This is a genomic window from Streptomyces sp. NBRC 110028, assembly GCF_001417735.1.
Taxonomy (GTDB): Bacteria; Actinomycetota; Actinomycetes; order Streptomycetales; family Streptomycetaceae; genus Streptomyces.
Map to the genome: position 1 here is coordinate 126,661 of NZ_BBUZ01000027.1, position 16,998 is coordinate 143,658.

Genomic DNA, 16,998 nt, shown 5'->3' on the forward strand with positions numbered 1-16,998 from the left:
TGACGAGCCGTGCGCCGCGCCGCCGGCCTCACCGGCCCGGGCGGCCGTGGCGGTGGTGCCGGTCAGGCCCGCGGCGAGCACGCCGGCAGCTGCCGCCTGAAGGGTGGCGCGACGGGACAAGGGTGGATTCATGGCTGACTCCCTGCGCAGTGGAATACGGAAACCGGTTACTGCGGCCATGTGGCCAGAGCTTCGGCCCTGTCCGGAAACGGAGGCAAGGGTCTGGGTGCACTTTTGAAAGGATCGGTCGCCTCGGCGACGTACGGCCTGCCGATTGACCCGTCTTCCCGTCAGATCTACGTTAGAAGGCGCTTTCTGAAATCGTTTCCCCGGCTCCTCAGGAGAGTCATGCCCACTGCCCAGCCGCCGAGAGCCGTGTTCGCCATGGACCCGGTGCACCTGCCCCTGCTCTTCCCGCCACCGCTCATGGAGCGGCTGCGGCAGATGGCCGACATCGACACCGCGCTCGTCGTACGGGACCTCACCGACCCCGCCGCCGCTCCCGCGCTGGCCCGGGCCGATGTACTGATCACCGGCTGGGGCTGCCCCCGTCTCGACGCGGGTACCCTCACCGCGGCGCCCCGGCTGCGCACCGTCCTGCACGCCGCGGGCTCGGTCCGCTCACTGATCGGGGACGCCCTGTGGGACCGCGGGATCACCGTGTCCAGCGCGGTCACCGGCAACGCCCTGCCGGTCGCGGAATACACCCTCGCCATGATCCTGCTCGCGGGCAAGGACGCCTTCGCACACCGTGAACGCTTCCGGGACACCCACACCCACCCGGCCCCCGCCGACACCGCGGCCATCGGCAACCTCGGCCGCCGGGTCGGTGTCATCGGCGCCTCACGCGTGGGCCGCCGACTGCTGGAACTGCTGCGGCCCTTCGACTTCGCCGTCTCGCTGTACGACCCCTACGTGGACGCCGCCGAGGCCGCAGCCCTCGGCGCCGAACCGCTGCCGCTGGAGGACCTGCTGCGCCGCAGCGACATCGTGAGCCTGCACGCCCCCGACATCCCCGCGACCCGCCACATGCTCGACCGCAAGCGGCTCGCCCTCATCCGGGACGGCGGCGTGCTGATCAACACTTCCCGGGGCGCGCTGGTCGACACCGACGCCCTCACCGACGAGCTGGTCGCGGGCCGCCTCAGCGCGGTGCTGGACGTCACCGACCCCGAGCCGCCGCCCGCCGGATCCCCGCTGTACACGCTCCCCAACGTCTTCCTCACCCCGCACATCGCCGGTTCGCTCGGCAACGAGCTGGCCCGCCTCGGCCGTGTCGTCGCCGACGAGCTGGAACGCGTGGCGGCGGGGCTGCCGTTGGCCCACCAGGTGCGGCGTGAGGATCTGGCCCGCGTCGCCTGAGGGCCGCCCCGGCGGCCCACCGGAGAGGGGAGTAACGATGGGATACGGTTTCCCGCACCGGCGTTGGGCCGCGGGACCCGGCCCGGCCGGTGGGGAAGTCGCTACGGTGAAGGAGCCGCTACGGTGAGCGAGCGCAAGGCGTCGGGCGGCGCCGGACGGGCCACCATCCGCGACGTCGCGGAGCGCGCGGGCGTCTCCGTCGCCAGCGTCTCGCGCGTCCTGTCCGGCAACTATCCGGTGTCGGACGAGCTGCGCCGCCGGGTGATGAAGGTCGTACGGGACCTGGACTACGTCACCAACGCCCACGCCCGCTCACTGGCCGGCGGCGGCACGCCCACCGTGGCCATCCTCATCAACAACATCACCGGCGCCGCCTTCGCCCACGTGGCCAAGGGAGTCGAGGGCGCGGCCACGCTGCGCGGCTGGCTCTCGCTGGTCGGCACCACCGGTGACGACCCGGAGCGGGAACTCGCGCTGGTCAGCCTCATGCGGCAGCAGGGCGTCGCCGCGGTGGTCCTGCTCGGCGGCGCGTACGACTTCGACGAGTACCAGCTGAGGATGGCCCGGTTCGCCCGCTCCCTCGACGCCGCCGGATCCCACCTGGTCCTGGTCGGCAGGCCGCCCCTGGAGGGCGACGTGGCGGCCACCACGGTCGACTACGACAACGAGGGCGGCGCCTACGCCATGGCCAGCCACCTGCTGTCCGCCGGGCACCGCAGGGTCCTCGTACTGCCGGGACCCGCCGAACTCACCACGGCCCAGGGCCGGTTGCGGGGCGCCCGGCGGGCCTTCGAGGCGTACGGCCTCCCGTTCGATCCGGGCATGGTGCTCCACGGCCCGTACGACTACGGCCACGGGTATCAGGCGGTCGAGGAGGGCCTGCGGCGCGAGCTGGACTTCACGGCGGTGCTGGCGGGGACCGATGTGGTCGCCGCGGGCGCCATGCAGGCATTGCGCGCCGCGGGATTGAGGGTCCCCGAGGACGTCTCGATCGTCGGCTACGACGACATTCCGCTGGCCTCCCAGCTCACCCCGCAGCTGACGACCGTTCATGTGCCGTACGAGGAGATGGGGCGGGCCGCGCTGCGCGCGGTGGCCGACCGGCGCGAGGGCGGCACGGGCCGCCGCGCGGGCGGCGACGGTGCCCATCTGGTGCTGGGTACGCATGTCGTCGTACGGAACTCCGTCCAGCCGCCGGTCCGCCGTTCCTGACGACCGCGACGTACCACTGTCGTAAACGGTTTCTCCAACTCACCGCGTCCGGCCTCTTGTCGAGTGCGGACCCATACCGGCCTACCGTCCGCAGCAACTGGTTACTACCGCTTTCCCCCGTTCGGCCTCCGTCCGCCGATCCCGGCCATCACCGAGCCGCCGTCGCGGGTCTCGCGCTGACAGGTCTGCTCGCCGCCTGCGGCGGATCCGGCTCCGGCGGCCCCGGGCCCTCCCTCCGGGGACTCCGGACCGGTCACCCTGCCCTTCTGGGGCTGGGCCAACGGCCAGGAGGCCGTCGTCAAGGCGTTCAACGTCGGCCACCGGAAGATCAAGCTCGAATACACCAAGGTCACCGCCAGCTGACGATGCAGAAGCAGCTGACCCGCGCCGTCAAGGCGGGCAACGCCCCCTGCCAGGTGCAGAACACCGCCGCATACGTGACGACCCTGGTCTCGAGTGCAGGGCAAGGTCTACGGCGTTCCCACCAGCTCCGCGCCCGCCTTCACCATCTACCGCGACCTGACCGGCCTCGTGCTGACCGGCGCGCTGCTGTCGATCGTGCCGCTGGCCGTCATGATGACCGCCTCGGCGACCGGGACCGGGAGGCGTCCGTCATCCACGGCCTCGGCGAGCAGTTCGTGGACGGTCTGGTGGTCAGCCCGCTCGCCCTGCACGGCACCACCCTCGCGAGCCATCTCGGCGCGGTGCCGCTCGTGCTCATCGGCGAACGCCCCAGCGGCGGCCTCACCGACCAGGTGGTCATCGACGATGTGGCCGCCGCCCGGGAGGCGGTGACCCATCTGATCCGCGGCGGCCGCCGCCGGATCGCCGCCGTCGGCCCGTGTCCCGAGCCGTACCTCGGCACCCCCTGCTGCGCAGGACCGGCTACCGCCAGGCGCTGGAGGCGGCGGGGCTGCCGCTGGACCCCCTGCAGGAGCGCAAGGCACCCCGCTACCACTTGCGGGAGGGCGCGCTGGCTATGGAGGCCTGCTGGACGAGCCCGGACCACCGGACGCCGTGTTCTGCTTCGACGACGCGCTGGCCCTCGGCGCGCTGCGCGCCCTGTACGAGCGCGGGCTGCGGGTCCCCGAGGACGTGGCCCTGATGGGCTTCGACGACATCGAGGCCACCCGTTACAGCACGCCCAGCCTGAGCACCTGACGCGGCACTAGGGGGGCCTACTGGCCTCCCAGTCCGGTGGTGGCCACCGACTTCACGATGCGGCGCTGGAACAGCATGAAGACGACCAGCAGGGGCAGGGAGCCGAGGACCGAGGCGGCGGACTCCTGGGCGTTGCGCAGGCCGGTGGAGTCCTTCACGGTCGACAGCCCCACCGGAAGCGTCATCAGCTGGGGATCGCTGGTGCTGATGAACGGCCAGAGGAAGTTGTTCCAGGTGTTGATGAAGACGAAAATGGCCACCGCGGCCAGGATGGGCCGGGACAGCGGCATGACCACGTTCCAGAACACCCGGAAGCTGCCCGCCCCGTCGATCCGGGCCGCCTCCTCCAGCTCGCGCGGAACGCCGTCGAAGAACTTCTTCAGGATGAACACCATCGCGGGCGCCACCACCTGCGGCAGGATCACCGCCGCGTAGGTGTCGACGAGGTTCATGGCGAGCATCTGCCGGAACAGCGGCACGATCAGGATCTGCGGCGGCACCATGATCGAGGCCACGGTGACGGCGAAGAGCACCCGGCGGCCACGGAAGAGGGTGCGCGAGAAGGCGTACGCCGCCATCGCCGAGACGGCCACGGTGAGCGCCGTGACGCACACGGCGATCACCACGCTGTTCACCGCCCACACCGGGAGATTGCCCTGGCCGAAGATGGTCCGGTAGGCGTCGAGGGTGAAGCCCGCGTCGGGGAGCCAGTCGACGCCCGACGCGCTCGCGTCGACCTCCGACTTGAACGACGTGTCCACGCCCCAGCCGAACGGCACCAGCCAGGCCACCGCCATCAGCGCCAGCGCCAGCAGGGTCACCACGCGGGGGAGCGGCCCGGTCCCGAGCGTGGGGTGCCAGGCCCGGCCGACGCCGTGGCGGCGGCGCCGGGCCACCTCCCGGGGCATGGTCGAGCGCGTCTTTCCCGGCGTACGGGGTGAGAGTGTGTCGGGGGCCATGGCGTGATCAGTCCTCCCTGCGCGAGAAGATCTTCAACTGGGCGAGCGAGAGGATGATGACGACGGCGAAGAACACGTACGAGATCGCCGAGGCGTAGCCCAGCCGGTAGTTGGTGAAGCCGGTGTCGTAGATGTACTCCAGGATCGGCCGGGTGGTCCCGTCCGGGCCGCCCCTGGTCAGCAGGTAGATCTGGTCGAACACCTTCAGCGACGCCATCACCTGCAACACCGCGATCATCCCGGTGGTCCGGCGCAGCTGCGGCAGCGTGACCGACCACAGCCGGCGCCACGCCCCGGCGCCGTCGAGCGCGGCCGCCTCGTAGAGGTGGTCGGGGATGGCCTGCAGCGCGGCCAGGTAGAGCAGGAAGTTGAAGCCCACCGTCCACCACAGGGTGACCAGCGCCATGGACCACATCGCGTACTTCTCGTCCGTCAGCCAGCCGATGCCATCGAGTCCGACCGCGTTCAGGAGGCCGTTGAGCATCCCCCGGTCCGGCTGGTACAGCATGTTCCAGATCTGGTAGACCACCGCGACCGGCAGCAGATGTGAGGCGAAGAAGGACAGCCGCCACAGCCACTGCCCCGGCATCCCCGTGTACACCAGCAGAGCCATCACCAGGGCGATGAGTACGAGGGGGACGGTGGACAGGATGGTGAACCAGACCGTGTTGCCGAGGGTCCGCCACACCTGGCTGTCGCCGAGCGCCTCGGTGTAGTTGTCCAGGCCGGCGAAGGTGCCGCCACCGGACCCGGTCAGGCTCGCGTCGGTGAGGCTCATCCACAGGCCGATGCCGAGCGGCACGACGAGGAAGAGCCCGAAGAACACCAGGAAGGGGGTGGCGAACAGCCACCCGGACCCGGAGGCGGCCCGCCGCGAGGGGGTGGGGGCGGACGTCATGACGATGCTCCTTGTCCGTTGCGGTGCCGTCGCCATCAGGCCGGATTCGGCTGGGCCAGCAGGGCGTTGATCTGGGAGACCATCGTGCGTACCGCTTTCGCCGCCGACGAGCCGCCGATCGCGGGGTCGAGGGCCTGGGACATCCGCGTCTGGAAGTCCGAGCCGGAGCCCGCGAACCACACGGGCGGGTCGAGCGCGAGCTGCTTCGCGGCGTCCGCGTACTCCGACTGCGGCCGCAGCTTGGCGTACGCGGCGGACGAGACCGCCGGGAGGTACGCCGGGATATGGCCGGCCGCCGCCCACGTCAGCCCGGACCGGACCAGCTCCGCCACGAACTGGTGGGTGCGCCGCCGGCGCTCCGGGTCCGGGTCGTCCTGGTGCGGCAGCACCAGTGCGTGGCTGTCGGCCGCGCCCGCGGGGCGGTCGTAGACGGTGGGGAGGGGGGCTCCGCCCAGCCTGTCCTTCAGGGTGGTCCGGTAGGTGGCCATGTCCCACTCGCCGGAGAAGATCATCGGCGACCGGCCGCCCGCGAAGGCGGCGATCGCCGTCGGGACGTCCATCGTGCGGCTGTCACGCGCCAGTTCGGCCATGAAGCCCACCACCTCCACGGCGGTGTCCTCGTCGATCTCCGCCCGCTCGCCCGAGAGGTCGAAGGTGGCGCCGGTCTGGCTGTACAGCGACCAGAACATCCGCCAGCTCATCGCCGGGTCGTTGGCATGGCCGAAGACGGGCCCGAGCTTGCCACCGGACCGGCGCAGCTTGTCCATCAGCTCCAGGGCGTGCTCGGGCGATTCGAAGGGCACCAGCCGCCCCTCGCCCGTGAGCAGCCCCGCCTTGTCCAGGACGTCCCGGTCGAAGAAGACGACGAACGGGTGGGTGTCCAGCGGGATGGCGTACGGAGTGCCCTGGTACAGGCTCCGCTCGACGAGCGTCTGGTTGAGGTCGTCCCGCTTCAGGCCGAACTCGGCCATCAGGTCCATGTCCCAGGGGTCGAGCAGACCGCCGGGGGCGTAGCCCGCCAGCCGGGCGAGGTGCAGGACGGCCACATCCGGTGAGCGGCCGCCGGCCGAGGCCATCGCCAGCTTGGTGTAGTACGGCGGGCCCCACTCCAGCACCGTCGTCCTGACCTTGAGACCCGGTACGCGCTTCTCCACGCTGCGCGTCATGTCCTTCATCAGCCCGCCGTCGGGGCCGGTGAACAAGTTCCAGTAACGGATCTCGTCCCCGCTCGTCACGCTCCCGGCGAGCGAACCGCAGCCGCTGAGCGCGGACCCGGTGGCGGCCGCGCCCGCGCCGTACACCGCCCCTCTCAGCAGGCCGCGCCGGGTGGGACCGGTCATCGTCGCTCCTCGCCGGACGGGCAGGGGTATTCGGGGAGTAGAACGTTGTTCGGGATATCGGGCGGCGATGTGGCGGGACGCGGCATGGACAACTCCGGTGCGGGGAAGAGCGGTTCGGCGGGCAGGGGTATGCCATCACCCGCTTACATCGCTGTAAAGACCTGGTACACCTCGGAACGTCCGCTCTTCGGCCCATGCTGCGGGGTTCATTGGACAGGCGGCACGCGCCGACGCAGACTGACCCCACGTTTCAGGATCACCCCGCACCCCCGGGGCTCGCCCCGGCCGACCCGCTGGAGGCGTCGTGGCCGTGCAGATCTGTTCCTTGGCCGTCGCTGAACCGCAGGTGATCCCGCCCGGCGGGTACCGCGTGGTGCGGTTCCCCTTCGGCACCGCCGAGTCCTACGACGCCCTGGGCATGCATCAGGTGGTCCAGCCCGACGGCTACACGATCAAGAACTGGCGTACCGATGACCGCGCGGGGCTGATATGGCCCTCGGCCGACGGGTGGGGTGCGCTGACGGCGATGATCCAGTGGGAGGCCGGGGGGTACGGCGAATTACGGGACCGGTTCGTACGGGATCCGCTCGGGCTGTCGACGGGCGCGGACTCGACCGCCACCGACCACCGGCCCCCGAGCCCCGGCATGCAGTGCTTCACCAAGCACCACGAGATGTTCGTCCATCCGCGGACACCGCTGGCGCTGATGGTCTCTCACAACGGCGGCTCCCCGGCGAGGCTGGTGCTCGCCGAGTTCAAGCTGGCCATCCACCCGGTCTGAACACCGCACCGGGCGGCGGGCGTCAGACCTCGCCCTTCTTCGTCTTGTACAGCTCTACGTCCTTGTTCGCGAAGAGATGGACATAGCCGCAGTCCCAGCAGATCAGCCCCGTCGCGGATTCGTTCGCCCAGGCGAGGTTGAGGAACTCCGCCCCCGAGCTGTTGAGCTTCACCTCGCGGTCGCGGAAGAAGCTCCCCTCGCAGAACATGCATGTGATCCATCGGTCCCCGAGCGCCGCACGCACAGGCTTGGACACGTCCCCACCTTCCCGCCACCGAAGTGGCCTGCCGCATCGCACGCATCAGCGCGTGATCAGCATAGTCGGAGCGATCACCCGCCCAGCGGCTGGTGGCGAACGAACTCGCCGAGCGGAGCAGCTGGCCGAACTGGCCGGCCTCGGCGCGGCGATGTCACGAACTGCACGCCCGGATCAGGGAGATCTCCGGCCAGCAGGTGGCCGTGGAGCTGCTGGAACGGCTCAACGCACAGCTGGTACGCCACCGTTTCCAGCTCGCTCTGCGGCCGGGGCGCTCCCAGCGATCCCTGAGCGAGCAACTGGCCATGATCGAAGCGATCAGGGCCCGGGACCCGCGGGCGGCCGAGGCGGCCGTCCGCACCCACCTCGAGGGCGTGATCGACGCGCTGCGTGCGTGACGCGCCGCACGCGGGACGCGGCCGGACCGGGGGTCGACATGGCCGACCGGGCGCTAAGAATTCGACAGGGCGCCGCATGACCCTCGATCGTGCCGCGAACACACCTTAGGGTATATACCGATATGTCAATGGATCCGGTGGGTCGCGCGCATACCTGGTGCGACGAGCGGCTTCCCTTGCTCTCGGCGGTCGGCGCGCAGCTCACGGACCGCGAGGTGATGGAGTACGCCCTGACGCAGGCGGTCTCCGAGCTGGGCGGCATCGCGGGAGCGGTGCACTGGTCGTGCGGGCCCGCGGGCAGCCATGAGCTGCGCCTGGTGCTCGCCGGGGGGCTCCCCCGGTCCGTCCTCCGGGAGTGGGAGGAGATCCGGGAGGGCGACCCCGCGCTCGCCCCCGCCCGGGCCGTACAGGACGGCGCGTTCGTCTGGATGCCCGCCCTCGACGGCCATGGCCCGGATACCGGGGGTGCCCGGCCGTACGCGTACGGGAGGCTTCCCCGGGCGACCATGGTGGCGGCCGTCCCGCTCTTCGCCGATGGCGCCCCCGTCGGCGCGCTGTCCGTGTTCACCGGGCCCGGCGCGCCCACCGCCGAGCAGCGCGGATTCCTGGTGAAAATGGCCGACTGGGCCTCCGGGCGGCTCTCGGCTTTCTCCCCCGTGGCGGGCCGGGCCCACCCGTGGTGGCAGCAGCAGCCGGTCGCCTCCGGGTTCCGCCAGGCCCTGGTGGCGGCCAGGGTCGGTTCCTGGGAGTGGGACATCCGTACGGGCGAGATGGTCTGGGACGCGGCGGGGCTCACCCTCCTGGGCATACCGGAGGACTACGAACACCGCATCGAAAGCTGGGTCGGCCTGATCCACCCCGAGGACGTGCCACGGGTCATGGCCGCCACGCAGGAGGCGCTGGACGGGCACGGTCTGTACGAGGCCGAATACCGGGTGTGCCGCCCCGACGGCACCACCGGCTGGGTCCAGAGCCGCGCCCATCTGGTGCTCGACGGGCGCGGAGAACCCATCCGCATGATCGGCCGGGTGTGGGACACCACCGAGAGCCGCATCGCGCGGGAGTCCGTGGGGCAGGCGCTGCGCTTCATGAGCGACGCGTTCCTGGCGGTGGACCGGGAGTGGCGGATCACCTTCCTCAACGTCGAGGCCGAGCGCCTCGTCGGCCCGTCCGTGGACGTGCTGGGCGGGCCGCTGTGGGACGGTCCCGCGGGCCTGGTCCCCGGCCTGGAGGCCCGCTGCCGGCACGCCGCGCTCGACGGCACACCGACCGGATTCGACCTCCGGTGGCCCACCGACGGCCGCTGGTACCACATACGGCTGGTCCCGGGGCCCGACGGGCTGACGGCCTACCTCACCGATGTCACCGACACCCGCAACCGGGCCGCGCGGCGCGAGGCGGCCGAACGGTCCGCCGCCGAGCAGGCGGCCAGGATCCGCGGGCTGACGAGCGCGCTCGCCGAGGCGGTGACCACCGACGACGTCGTCCGCGTGGCCGCCACCCACATGCTGTCCCCGTTCGCCGCCTCCGGCCTGCTGATCCAGGTGCTGGAGGCCGAGCGGCTGCACGTGGTCGGGGCCGTGGGGTATCCGCAGGCGTTCCTGCACAAGATCGACGGGATCGCGGCGGCCGACAGCCACCCGCTGCTCCACGATGTGCTCGCCTCGCGCCAGCCCCGCTTCATCTCCTCGGCCGAGGAGTACGTCGAGCTGGCGCCCGGTCTCGCCGGCTATCCGGCACTCGCGGAGAAGAACGCCTGGGCCCTGCTGCCCCTGATCGCCTCCGGCGAGCCGAACGGCGTGTGCGTCGTCGCCTTCACCGAGCCCCACGGCTTCTCCGGCGACGAGCGCACCTTGCTGACCACTCTCAGCGGCATGGTCGCCCACGCCCTGGCCCGGGCCCGTCTCTACGACGCCGAGCACGCCCGCGCCCAGGCGCTGCAGCGCGGTCTGCTGCCCCAGGACCTGCCCACGCCGTCCGCCGTCACCGCGGCCGTACGGTATCTGCCGGCCAGCAGCGGCACCGAGGTCGGCGGCGACTGGTACGACATCATCCCGCTGTCCGCGGAGCGGGTGGCGCTCGTCATCGGCGATGTGATGGGCCACGGGCTGGCCGAGGCCGCCACCATGGGACGCCTGCGCACCGCCGTGCACACACTGGCCAACCTGGAGCTGCCGCCCGAAGAGGTCCTCGCCCACCTCAACGACATCGTCGGCGACCTCGGCGACGACTCCTTCGCCACCTGCCTGTACGCCGTCTACGACCCGGTCTCCGGGGTCTGCTCCATGGCGCGCGCCGGACATCCCCCGCCGCTCCTGGTGCGCCCGGACGGAACCGTGGAGTGCCTGGACATCGAGCCCGACCCGCCCCTGGGCGCGGCCGAACCCCCGTTCACCACCGCCGAACTGCGGCTGCCGGGACACAGCCTGCTGGTGCTGTACACCGATGGCCTGGTCGAGTCGGCCACCCGCGACATCGACGTGGGCATCGCCGAGTGCTCCCGGGTGTTCGCCACCGACCTCGGCCACCGCCTCGCCGTACCCGGCCATCCGCCCCCGGCCCGCGGGCCGGGCGAGAACCACCGCGAGGAGCGCGGACGGCTCGACCGCCTCTGCGACACCCTCATCGACACCATGCTGCCCGTCCAGCAGCTGACCGCGGACGACACCGCCGTGCTCGTCGCCCGGCTGCACCGCACCGCCCCCGAGAACATCGCCGTCTGGCGGCTCCCCGACGAGCCGGTGGCGGCCTCCCTCGCGCGCGACCACGTCCGCGGACTGCTGCGGGAGTGGCATCTCGACGAACTGGTCATGACCACCGAACTCCTCGCCAGCGAGCTGGTCGGCAACGTCGTGAGGCATGCGAAGGGACCCGTCCACCTGCGCCTGCTCCGTGGCCGGTCGCTCATCTGCGAGGTCTCGGACGGCAGCGCCACGACACCCCGGATCCGCCGCGCCGCCGAGATGGACGAGGGAGGACGCGGCCTGCAGCTGGTCGCCGCGCTCTCCCAGCGCTGGGGGACGCGCTACACCGCCGACGGCAAGTGCATCTGGACGGAACAGCCCATCCCGCCCAGCGATCCTGAACGCGCCCTGGACGAAGGGCAGTCGACGTAGTCTCCTGGTTGGCATTCTCGCCCGTGTGGTACGAGGTCAACCAGGAGGACGCAGTGCCCGGAAGCTCGCGCATCCGCAAGGTCTCGTTCGTCTTCGGCAGCGCCATCGCCCTGGTCGTCGCCTTACCCGGAAGTGCTCTCGCGGACCCGCCGAAGGCCCTGCCGGGCAACGCGGACGCGCTGGAGCAGACGTTCCAGCCCGCCTACGACTACGACACCGACGGCTGCTACCCCACCCCCGCCATCGGCCCCCGACGGAACGCTGAACGGCGGGCTCAACCCGTCCGGGTCACCGAGCGGGCAGTGCCACGACGCCCCGGACCTCGACAACACCAACGGATACGCGCGCTCGAAGTGCGACAACGGATGGTGCGCCGTCATGTACGGCCTCTACTTCGAGAAGGACCAGGCGTCGATCGGCGGACACCGCCACGACTGGGAACACGTCGTGGTGTGGGTGCAGAACAACCAGGCCCAGTACGTCTCCACCTCCGCCCACGGCGGGTTCACCACCTACAGCCGCGACAAGATCCGGTGGGACGGAAACCACCCGAAGGTCGTCTACCACAAGGACGGGCTGAGCACGCACGCGTTCCGCCCCGCGAACACGGGCGACGAACCGCCCGAGAACGACCACCACACCTGGCAGTTCCCCACCCTGGTCGGCTGGAACGGCTACCCCGCGGGCCTGCGCGACAAGCTGAGCCAGGCCGACTTCGGCAGCGCCAACTTCGGCCTGAAGGACGGCAACTTCGCCGCCCACCTCCAGAAGGCCAAGCCGTCGGGCATCCCCTTCGACCCGGGTGCCTGACCACCACGCGTCGCCTGACCGCCCCCGGGTCAGCCCAGGGCACGGTCGAGATTGAACGCGGCACTGATGAGCGCGAGATGGGTGAACGCCTGCGGGAAGTTGCCGATCTGCTCACCGGTGCGGCCGATCTCCTCCGCGTACAGCCCGCAGTGGTTGGCGTACGTCAGCATCTTCTCGAACGCGAGCCGCGCCTCGTCCAGCCGTCCGGCCCGGGACAGCGCCTCGACGTACCAGAACGAGCAGATCGAGAAGGTGCCCTCCTCACCGCGCAGCCCGTCCGGGCTGGCCTGGGGGTCATAGCGGTAGACCAGCGAATCGGACACCAGCTCTTCGCCCAGCGCGTCCAGGGTGGAAAGCCACTTGGGGTCGGCGGGGGAGATGAACTTGGCCAGCGGCATCATCAGCACGGAGGCGTCGAGCACGTCGTCGCCCTCGTGCTGCACGAACGCGTGCCGCCGCGGGGACCAGCCGTGCCGCATGATCCGGCGGTAGATCTGGTCGCGGGTCCGCGACCAGCGGGGCATGTTCGCCGGCAGGCCGCGGTGGGTGGCGATGCGCATCGCCCGCTCGATCGCGACCCAGCACATCAGCCGTGAGTACAGGAAGCACTGCGGGCCGGCGCGGGTCTCCCAGACGCTCATGTCCGGCTGGTCCCAGTGCTCGCAGACCCAGTCGACCATCTCGCACACGGTGTCCCAGTGGTCGCTGGCCAGGGGCTTCCCCCACTTGTCGTAGAGGTAGAGGGAGTCCACCAGCGCGCCGTAGATGTCCAGCTGGAGCTGGTCGACGGCCCCGTTGCCGGACCGGACCGGGGACGAGCCCAGATGGCCCTCCAGATGGGAGAGGTTCTGCTCGGTGAGTTCGCTGCGCCCGTCGATGCCGTACATGATCTGCAGCGGCCCGCCGGGGCCGTCCCGCAGCCGGATGTCCTCGGACAGGAAGCGCACGAACGCCTCGGCCTCGTCGGTGAACCCCAGCCGCAGCAGCGCGTAGACGCAGAACGCGGCGTCGCGGATCCAGACGTAGCGGTAGTCCCAGTTGCGCTCCCCGCCGATCTGCTCGGGCAGACTGGCCGTCGGAGCCGCCACGATGGCGCCGGTCGGCGCGTAGGTGAGGAGCTTGAGGGTGAGCGCGGAGCGGTGCACCATCTCGCGCCAGCGGCCGCGGTAGCGGGACTGGGAGAGCCAGCGGCGCCAGTACCGCACCGTGGCGTTGAACAGGTGCTCCGCCTCGGCCAGCGGACACGACCGTGGCCGCACCGCGCCGCCGATCCGGTCGAGCGCGAATACCGCGGCCTCGCCCTCGGCCAGCTTGAACGAGGACACCGCGTCGACGCCGTCGGTCTCCACGGTGACGCTGGAGGTCAGCGCGAGGGACAGGTCCGGGGAGTCGAAGACCGTGAGGTGGCCCTGCCGGTCGCTCACCGTGTGCGGCTGCCGCCCGTAGTCGAAGCGGGGCGCCACCCGCGCGGTGAACGGCAGCGAACCGCGCACGCACAGCACCCGGCGGATCAGCCGGTGCCGGTCGGCCTCCCGGGAGTCGTCCTCGACCGGCATGAAGTCCTGGACCTCGGCGACCCCGTCGTCCGCGAAGAAGCGGGTGATGAGGATGTTGGTGTCGGGGAAGTAGAACTGCTTCGTCCGGGCGGGGGCGTCCGGGGCCAGCTCGAACGCGCCGCCGCGGTCGGCGTCCAGGATCGAGGCGAAGACGCTGGGCGCGTCGAACCGGGTGGGGCAGTACCAGTCGATCGTGCCGTTCGTGCCGACGAGCGCGGCGGTCCGCAGATCGCCGATCAGGCCGTGCTCCGCGATGGGCAGATAGCGGGGTGTGTCCGTCCTGCGGGGACGAAGGCTCCGGGCGACGGTCATCGCAACCTCCCGCGCTCACCGGTCGCGGTACCTCGGATTTCAGGATACGTCCGTACGCTCCACGAAGCGTCCGTGGCGATGGCCGGCAGCATCGGCACCCGCGCGGCCTGGCCTCCCGCAGGCCGGTGACCTGCGGGCGGCCTGGCCTCCCGCAGGCCCGTGACCTGCGCCCGCATCCTCGCGCGGAGGGCCCCCACCGCCGCGGCCCCGCCCCCTCCGAGGCCCGGCCGGACCGCGCCCCGGGGAGCGGACCGGAGGAGCCGATCGAGCCGCTCGGACCAGCGCGTCCGTCAGGTGCGGGCGAGCGCCTGCGCGGGCGGGACGCGCAGCGCCTGACGGGTGGGCAGCTCGATGGTGAGGAACGCGATGCCCGCCACCACGACCGCGACGGCCGGCGCCAGCCACGCCGGGCCCGCGGGCCACGGGCGGTGCAGGAAACCGGCGGACAGCAGCACCAGGGGGACGACGGACAGCGCCAGCCCGGTGATGAGCGCCAGGCCGGAGATCAGCGCCGCCTCGCGCCGCATCATGGCCCGGATCTGATGCGGTGCGGCGCCGATCAGCCGGAGCGCGGCGAGTTCCGTGCGCCGCTGGGTGGTGGTGGCGATCAGCTTGTTGGCGATCCCCAGCAGCAGATAGCCGAGCAGCACGGCGAGCACCGCGATGTTGATCCACAGCTCCGGCGCGGTGCCGCCCACACCTGGGAGCCCCGGCCCGGAACGGTCGTCGTCCAGCGCCAGCCCCGGCCGGGACGCGACCAGCGCGGCCACCTGGTGGCGGGCCTCCTCGGTGCCGTCCGTACGGACCAGAACGCTCTGGTCGAGGCCCGCCGTGGTGTGTCCGGCGGCCAGGTCCCCGGAGAGCACCACGGGGCCGAAACCGAGGCCGCGCGCGTACGTGGCCACCACCCGGGCGGTGACCCGGGCGCCGTCGCCGAGCACCAGGTCCACCCGGCTGCCCACGTGTGCGTCGCGCGACCCGGCGACATCGGTGGAGACGGCGACGGTGGCGCCGGTGAGCCCCGCCAGGCTGCCGTCGCGCACCTCCAGGTCGAGGACGCCCGAGGCCTCCGGGGTCAGCACCAGCGCGGAACCGCTCTCGGCCTCGGGTTCGCCCAGCAGCCGGTACGTCCACACGGCGGTGGTCGAGGTGACCGGGGCCGCCGCCCGTACGCCGGGAGTGTCCCGCAGCGCGGGGAGCACATCGGCGGGCACGCCCCCGAGCGCGGGCGCGCTCACCCCGAGTTGCGCCCGGGTGGCGTCGCGGAGGTCACTGGAGGTGGCCGCTCTCACCGTGGTCTGGGTCAGGGTGTAGGTGAGCGTGAACACCACGGCCATCGCGAGGGTGCTGATGGCCGCCGCGGAGCGCAGCGCGTATCCATGGCTGTTGGCCACGGCCAGCCAGGTCGGCGCCGAGGCCTTCTCGGGAAGCTTCCGCGCCAGCAGCCGGCCCACGCCGCCGACCAGGGCGGGACCGGCCAGGGCGAGCCCGATCGCCGCGAGGAGACCGGCCATGGCGGTGGCCGCCGCCCCGGCCTGCGAACGGACCAGCAGCGGGGTGACCGACGCGCCGGTGCCGACGGCGATCAGCGCCAGACCGGCGTGGGCGCGCGCCTTCGAGGGGGCGCGGGGTTCGCTGCGCGACTCGGCGACCGCCTCGGTGGCCGGCCGGCGCGAGGTGCGCCACGCGGCGCCCCGGGCCGCCACCCATACGACGGCGATCAGCAGCAGCACGGCCGCGACCGCCGGAAGCGGGCTGAAGGTCAGCGGCAGCACGTCCGGGAGCATGCCGTGGGAGACCAGCAGCCGCCGGAACCGCTCGGCCAGCGGATAGCCGAGGGCGGCACCTGGCACGGCCGCGACGACCGCGATGATGGCGGCCTGGGCCCCGGCGAGGCGGCGGATCTGCTTCGGTGTCGCGCCGACGGCGCGCATCAGGGCGAGTTCCCGTCGCTGGGCCGCGATCGACACCGACAGCGCGCCGCCCACGATGAACCCGACGACCAGCAGGGTGATCCCGGCCAGCGACCCCGCGAGGGCGGGCAGCAGGGAGCGGGCGGCGGCCGTGCCGGGCGCCTCGGCGTCACCGCGGTCCGCCCCGGTGGACACCGTCAGCTCACTGCCCCGCAGGGCGCGGCGGACCTCGGCGGCGACCGAGCCGGCGGCGCCCGGTTCGGCACGCACCGCGATCAGATCGACGGAGCCGGAGCCGGAGCCGGAGCCGGAGCCGTGGCCGGTCAGCCGCGCCGCCGTGGCGTCGGCGAACCACAGACCGCTTGCCGAGGTGTCCACCACGGCCGACACCCGGTAGCGGGCCGGGCGCCCGACGGCGGTCACCGTGACGCGGTCGCCGGGCGCGACGTCCGCGGCCTCGGCGGTGCGGCGGTCCAGGGCCACGTCGTGCGGACCGGCCGGGGGCGTACCGGTGATACGGGGGCGCTCCAGCAGAGCGGTCGAGGACCATCCGTGGCCGGTGGCCCCCGGATCGTCCGCCGGTACGGCCTCGCCACCCCGGGTGACGACCGAGGCCGGGAAGCTCCGATCGCCCACCGCCGCGGCCACGCCGGGCAGCTTCGCCACCCGGCCCACGAGACCGCCCGGCACCCTGGCCCGTTCCGGCAGCGCGATCGGCAGATCACCCTCCGGGCGGAGGGTCTGGCGGCCGGACACGACGACATCGGCAGTGGCCAGCCGGTCGACCGGCGCGTGCGAACGCCACCCCGACTCGGCCAGCACACCGATACCGGTGACCATCGCCGCGCCGCCCAGCGTCGCGCACATGACGGCCAGCAGCACGGCGATCCTGCGGCGCGTCATGTGCCATGCGAGGTACAGCAT

Annotated in this window: 13 protein-coding genes and 2 pseudogenes; 8 read left to right on the forward strand and 7 right to left on the reverse strand. The window is 72.1% G+C overall.

What is annotated here, in order from left to right:
- Positions 1 to 348: 348 nt before the first annotated feature.
- From ASC60_RS17760 to ASC60_RS42945, 3 genes and pseudogenes are all read left to right on the forward strand, one after another.
- Positions 349 to 1,362: a hydroxyacid dehydrogenase gene (locus tag ASC60_RS17760; RefSeq protein WP_199830982.1), complete on the forward strand. Its 1,014-nt coding sequence runs from the start codon at positions 349 to 351 to the stop codon at positions 1,360 to 1,362.
- Between the two features lie 123 nt (positions 1,363 to 1,485).
- On the forward strand, positions 1,486 to 2,574 hold the full coding sequence (locus ASC60_RS17765) for a LacI family DNA-binding transcriptional regulator (protein ID WP_055552021.1): 1,089 nt from the start codon (positions 1,486 to 1,488) through the stop codon (positions 2,572 to 2,574).
- Between the two features lie 176 nt (positions 2,575 to 2,750).
- Positions 2,751 to 3,090 (forward strand): annotated as a pseudogene (locus tag ASC60_RS42945) (ABC transporter substrate-binding protein); the annotation flags it as partial.
- Here the strand turns inward: ASC60_RS42945 and ASC60_RS42950 are convergent.
- The gene (locus ASC60_RS42950; RefSeq protein WP_055552023.1) at positions 3,084 to 3,374 is read right to left on the reverse strand and encodes a hypothetical protein; all 291 of its coding nucleotides are present in this window, start codon (positions 3,372 to 3,374) and stop codon (positions 3,084 to 3,086) included. The pseudogene ASC60_RS42945 and the gene ASC60_RS42950 sit on opposite strands and share 7 nt — an antisense overlap.
- Positions 3,375 to 3,591: 217 nt before the next feature.
- Here ASC60_RS42950 and ASC60_RS42955 point away from each other — a divergent pair, with 217 nt between their 5' ends.
- Positions 3,592 to 3,735 (forward strand): substrate-binding domain-containing protein, encoded by a 144-nt coding sequence (locus ASC60_RS42955; protein ID WP_234356996.1) that lies wholly within the window; start codon positions 3,592 to 3,594, stop codon positions 3,733 to 3,735.
- Positions 3,736 to 3,752: 17 nt separating this feature from the next.
- On the opposite strand, the gene ASC60_RS17775 is transcribed toward ASC60_RS42955, so the two are convergent.
- From ASC60_RS17775 to ASC60_RS17785, 3 genes are read right to left on the reverse strand one after another with little or no spacing between them, the layout of a single operon-like run.
- Entirely contained in the window at positions 3,753 to 4,694 is a 942-nt protein-coding gene (locus ASC60_RS17775) for a carbohydrate ABC transporter permease (protein WP_370592930.1), read from the reverse strand.
- 7 nt (positions 4,695 to 4,701) lie between these two features.
- A complete protein-coding gene (locus ASC60_RS17780; protein ID WP_199830983.1) occupies positions 4,702 to 5,592 on the reverse strand; it encodes a carbohydrate ABC transporter permease in 891 nt (296 codons plus the stop codon).
- A 35-nt stretch (positions 5,593 to 5,627) separates the two neighbouring features.
- Complete coding sequence (locus ASC60_RS17785) at positions 5,628 to 6,932, reverse strand: extracellular solute-binding protein (protein WP_055552028.1); 1,305 nt, start codon at positions 6,930 to 6,932, stop codon at positions 5,628 to 5,630.
- Between the two features lie 304 nt (positions 6,933 to 7,236).
- On the opposite strand from ASC60_RS17785, the gene ASC60_RS17790 reads away from it, so the two are divergent.
- Positions 7,237 to 7,713, forward strand: a complete 477-nt coding sequence (locus tag ASC60_RS17790) for a hypothetical protein (protein ID WP_055552029.1) — start codon at positions 7,237 to 7,239, stop codon at positions 7,711 to 7,713.
- A gap of 22 nt (positions 7,714 to 7,735) precedes the next feature.
- On the opposite strand, the gene ASC60_RS17795 is transcribed toward ASC60_RS17790, so the two are convergent.
- On the reverse strand, positions 7,736 to 7,969 hold the full coding sequence (locus ASC60_RS17795; protein ID WP_055552031.1) for a hypothetical protein: 234 nt from the start codon (positions 7,967 to 7,969) through the stop codon (positions 7,736 to 7,738).
- Between the two features lie 89 nt (positions 7,970 to 8,058).
- Between ASC60_RS17795 and ASC60_RS40850 the strand changes: the two genes are divergently transcribed.
- The 3 genes and pseudogenes from ASC60_RS40850 (at position 8,059) to ASC60_RS17810 (ending at position 12,293) form a co-directional block, all read left to right on the forward strand.
- Positions 8,059 to 8,367 carry an FCD domain-containing protein gene (locus tag ASC60_RS40850; RefSeq protein ID WP_370592936.1) on the forward strand — a complete coding sequence of 103 codons (309 nt, stop codon included), beginning with the start codon at positions 8,059 to 8,061 and terminating at the stop codon, positions 8,365 to 8,367.
- A gap of 128 nt (positions 8,368 to 8,495) precedes the next feature.
- Positions 8,496 to 11,483 carry a SpoIIE family protein phosphatase gene (locus ASC60_RS17805; protein WP_234356997.1) on the forward strand — a complete coding sequence of 996 codons (2,988 nt, stop codon included), beginning with the start codon at positions 8,496 to 8,498 and terminating at the stop codon, positions 11,481 to 11,483.
- A 53-nt stretch (positions 11,484 to 11,536) separates the two neighbouring features.
- Positions 11,537 to 12,293 (forward strand): annotated as a pseudogene (locus tag ASC60_RS17810) (NPP1 family protein).
- A gap of 29 nt (positions 12,294 to 12,322) precedes the next feature.
- On the opposite strand, the gene ASC60_RS17815 reads toward ASC60_RS17810, so the two are convergent.
- Positions 12,323 to 14,161: a glycoside hydrolase family 15 protein gene (locus ASC60_RS17815; protein ID WP_055552033.1), complete on the reverse strand. Its 1,839-nt coding sequence runs from the start codon at positions 14,159 to 14,161 to the stop codon at positions 12,323 to 12,325.
- A 290-nt stretch (positions 14,162 to 14,451) separates the two neighbouring features.
- Complete coding sequence (locus tag ASC60_RS17820) at positions 14,452 to 16,998, reverse strand: ABC transporter permease (RefSeq protein ID WP_055552035.1); 2,547 nt, start codon at positions 16,996 to 16,998, stop codon at positions 14,452 to 14,454.

Coding starts and splice junctions, on each gene's coding strand:
- ASC60_RS42950 (WP_055552023.1), bottom strand. CDS start 3,374: ATGGGTCACCGCCTCCCGGGCGGCGGCCACATCGTCGATGACCACCTG.
- ASC60_RS17815 (WP_055552033.1), bottom strand. CDS start 14,161: ATGACCGTCGCCCGGAGCCTTCGTCCCCGCAGGACGGACACACCCCGC.
- ASC60_RS17760 (WP_199830982.1), top strand. CDS start 349: ATGCCCACTGCCCAGCCGCCGAGAGCCGTGTTCGCCATGGACCCGGTG.
- ASC60_RS17820 (WP_055552035.1), bottom strand. CDS start 16,998: ATGCTGTACCTCGCATGGCACATGACGCGCCGCAGGATCGCCGTGCTG.
- ASC60_RS17775 (WP_370592930.1), bottom strand. CDS start 4,694: ATGGCCCCCGACACACTCTCACCCCGTACGCCGGGAAAGACGCGCTCG.
- ASC60_RS17780 (WP_199830983.1), bottom strand. CDS start 5,592: ATGACGTCCGCCCCCACCCCCTCGCGGCGGGCCGCCTCCGGGTCCGGG.
- ASC60_RS17785 (WP_055552028.1), bottom strand. CDS start 6,932: ATGACCGGTCCCACCCGGCGCGGCCTGCTGAGAGGGGCGGTGTACGGC.
- ASC60_RS17805 (WP_234356997.1), top strand. CDS start 8,496: ATGGATCCGGTGGGTCGCGCGCATACCTGGTGCGACGAGCGGCTTCCC.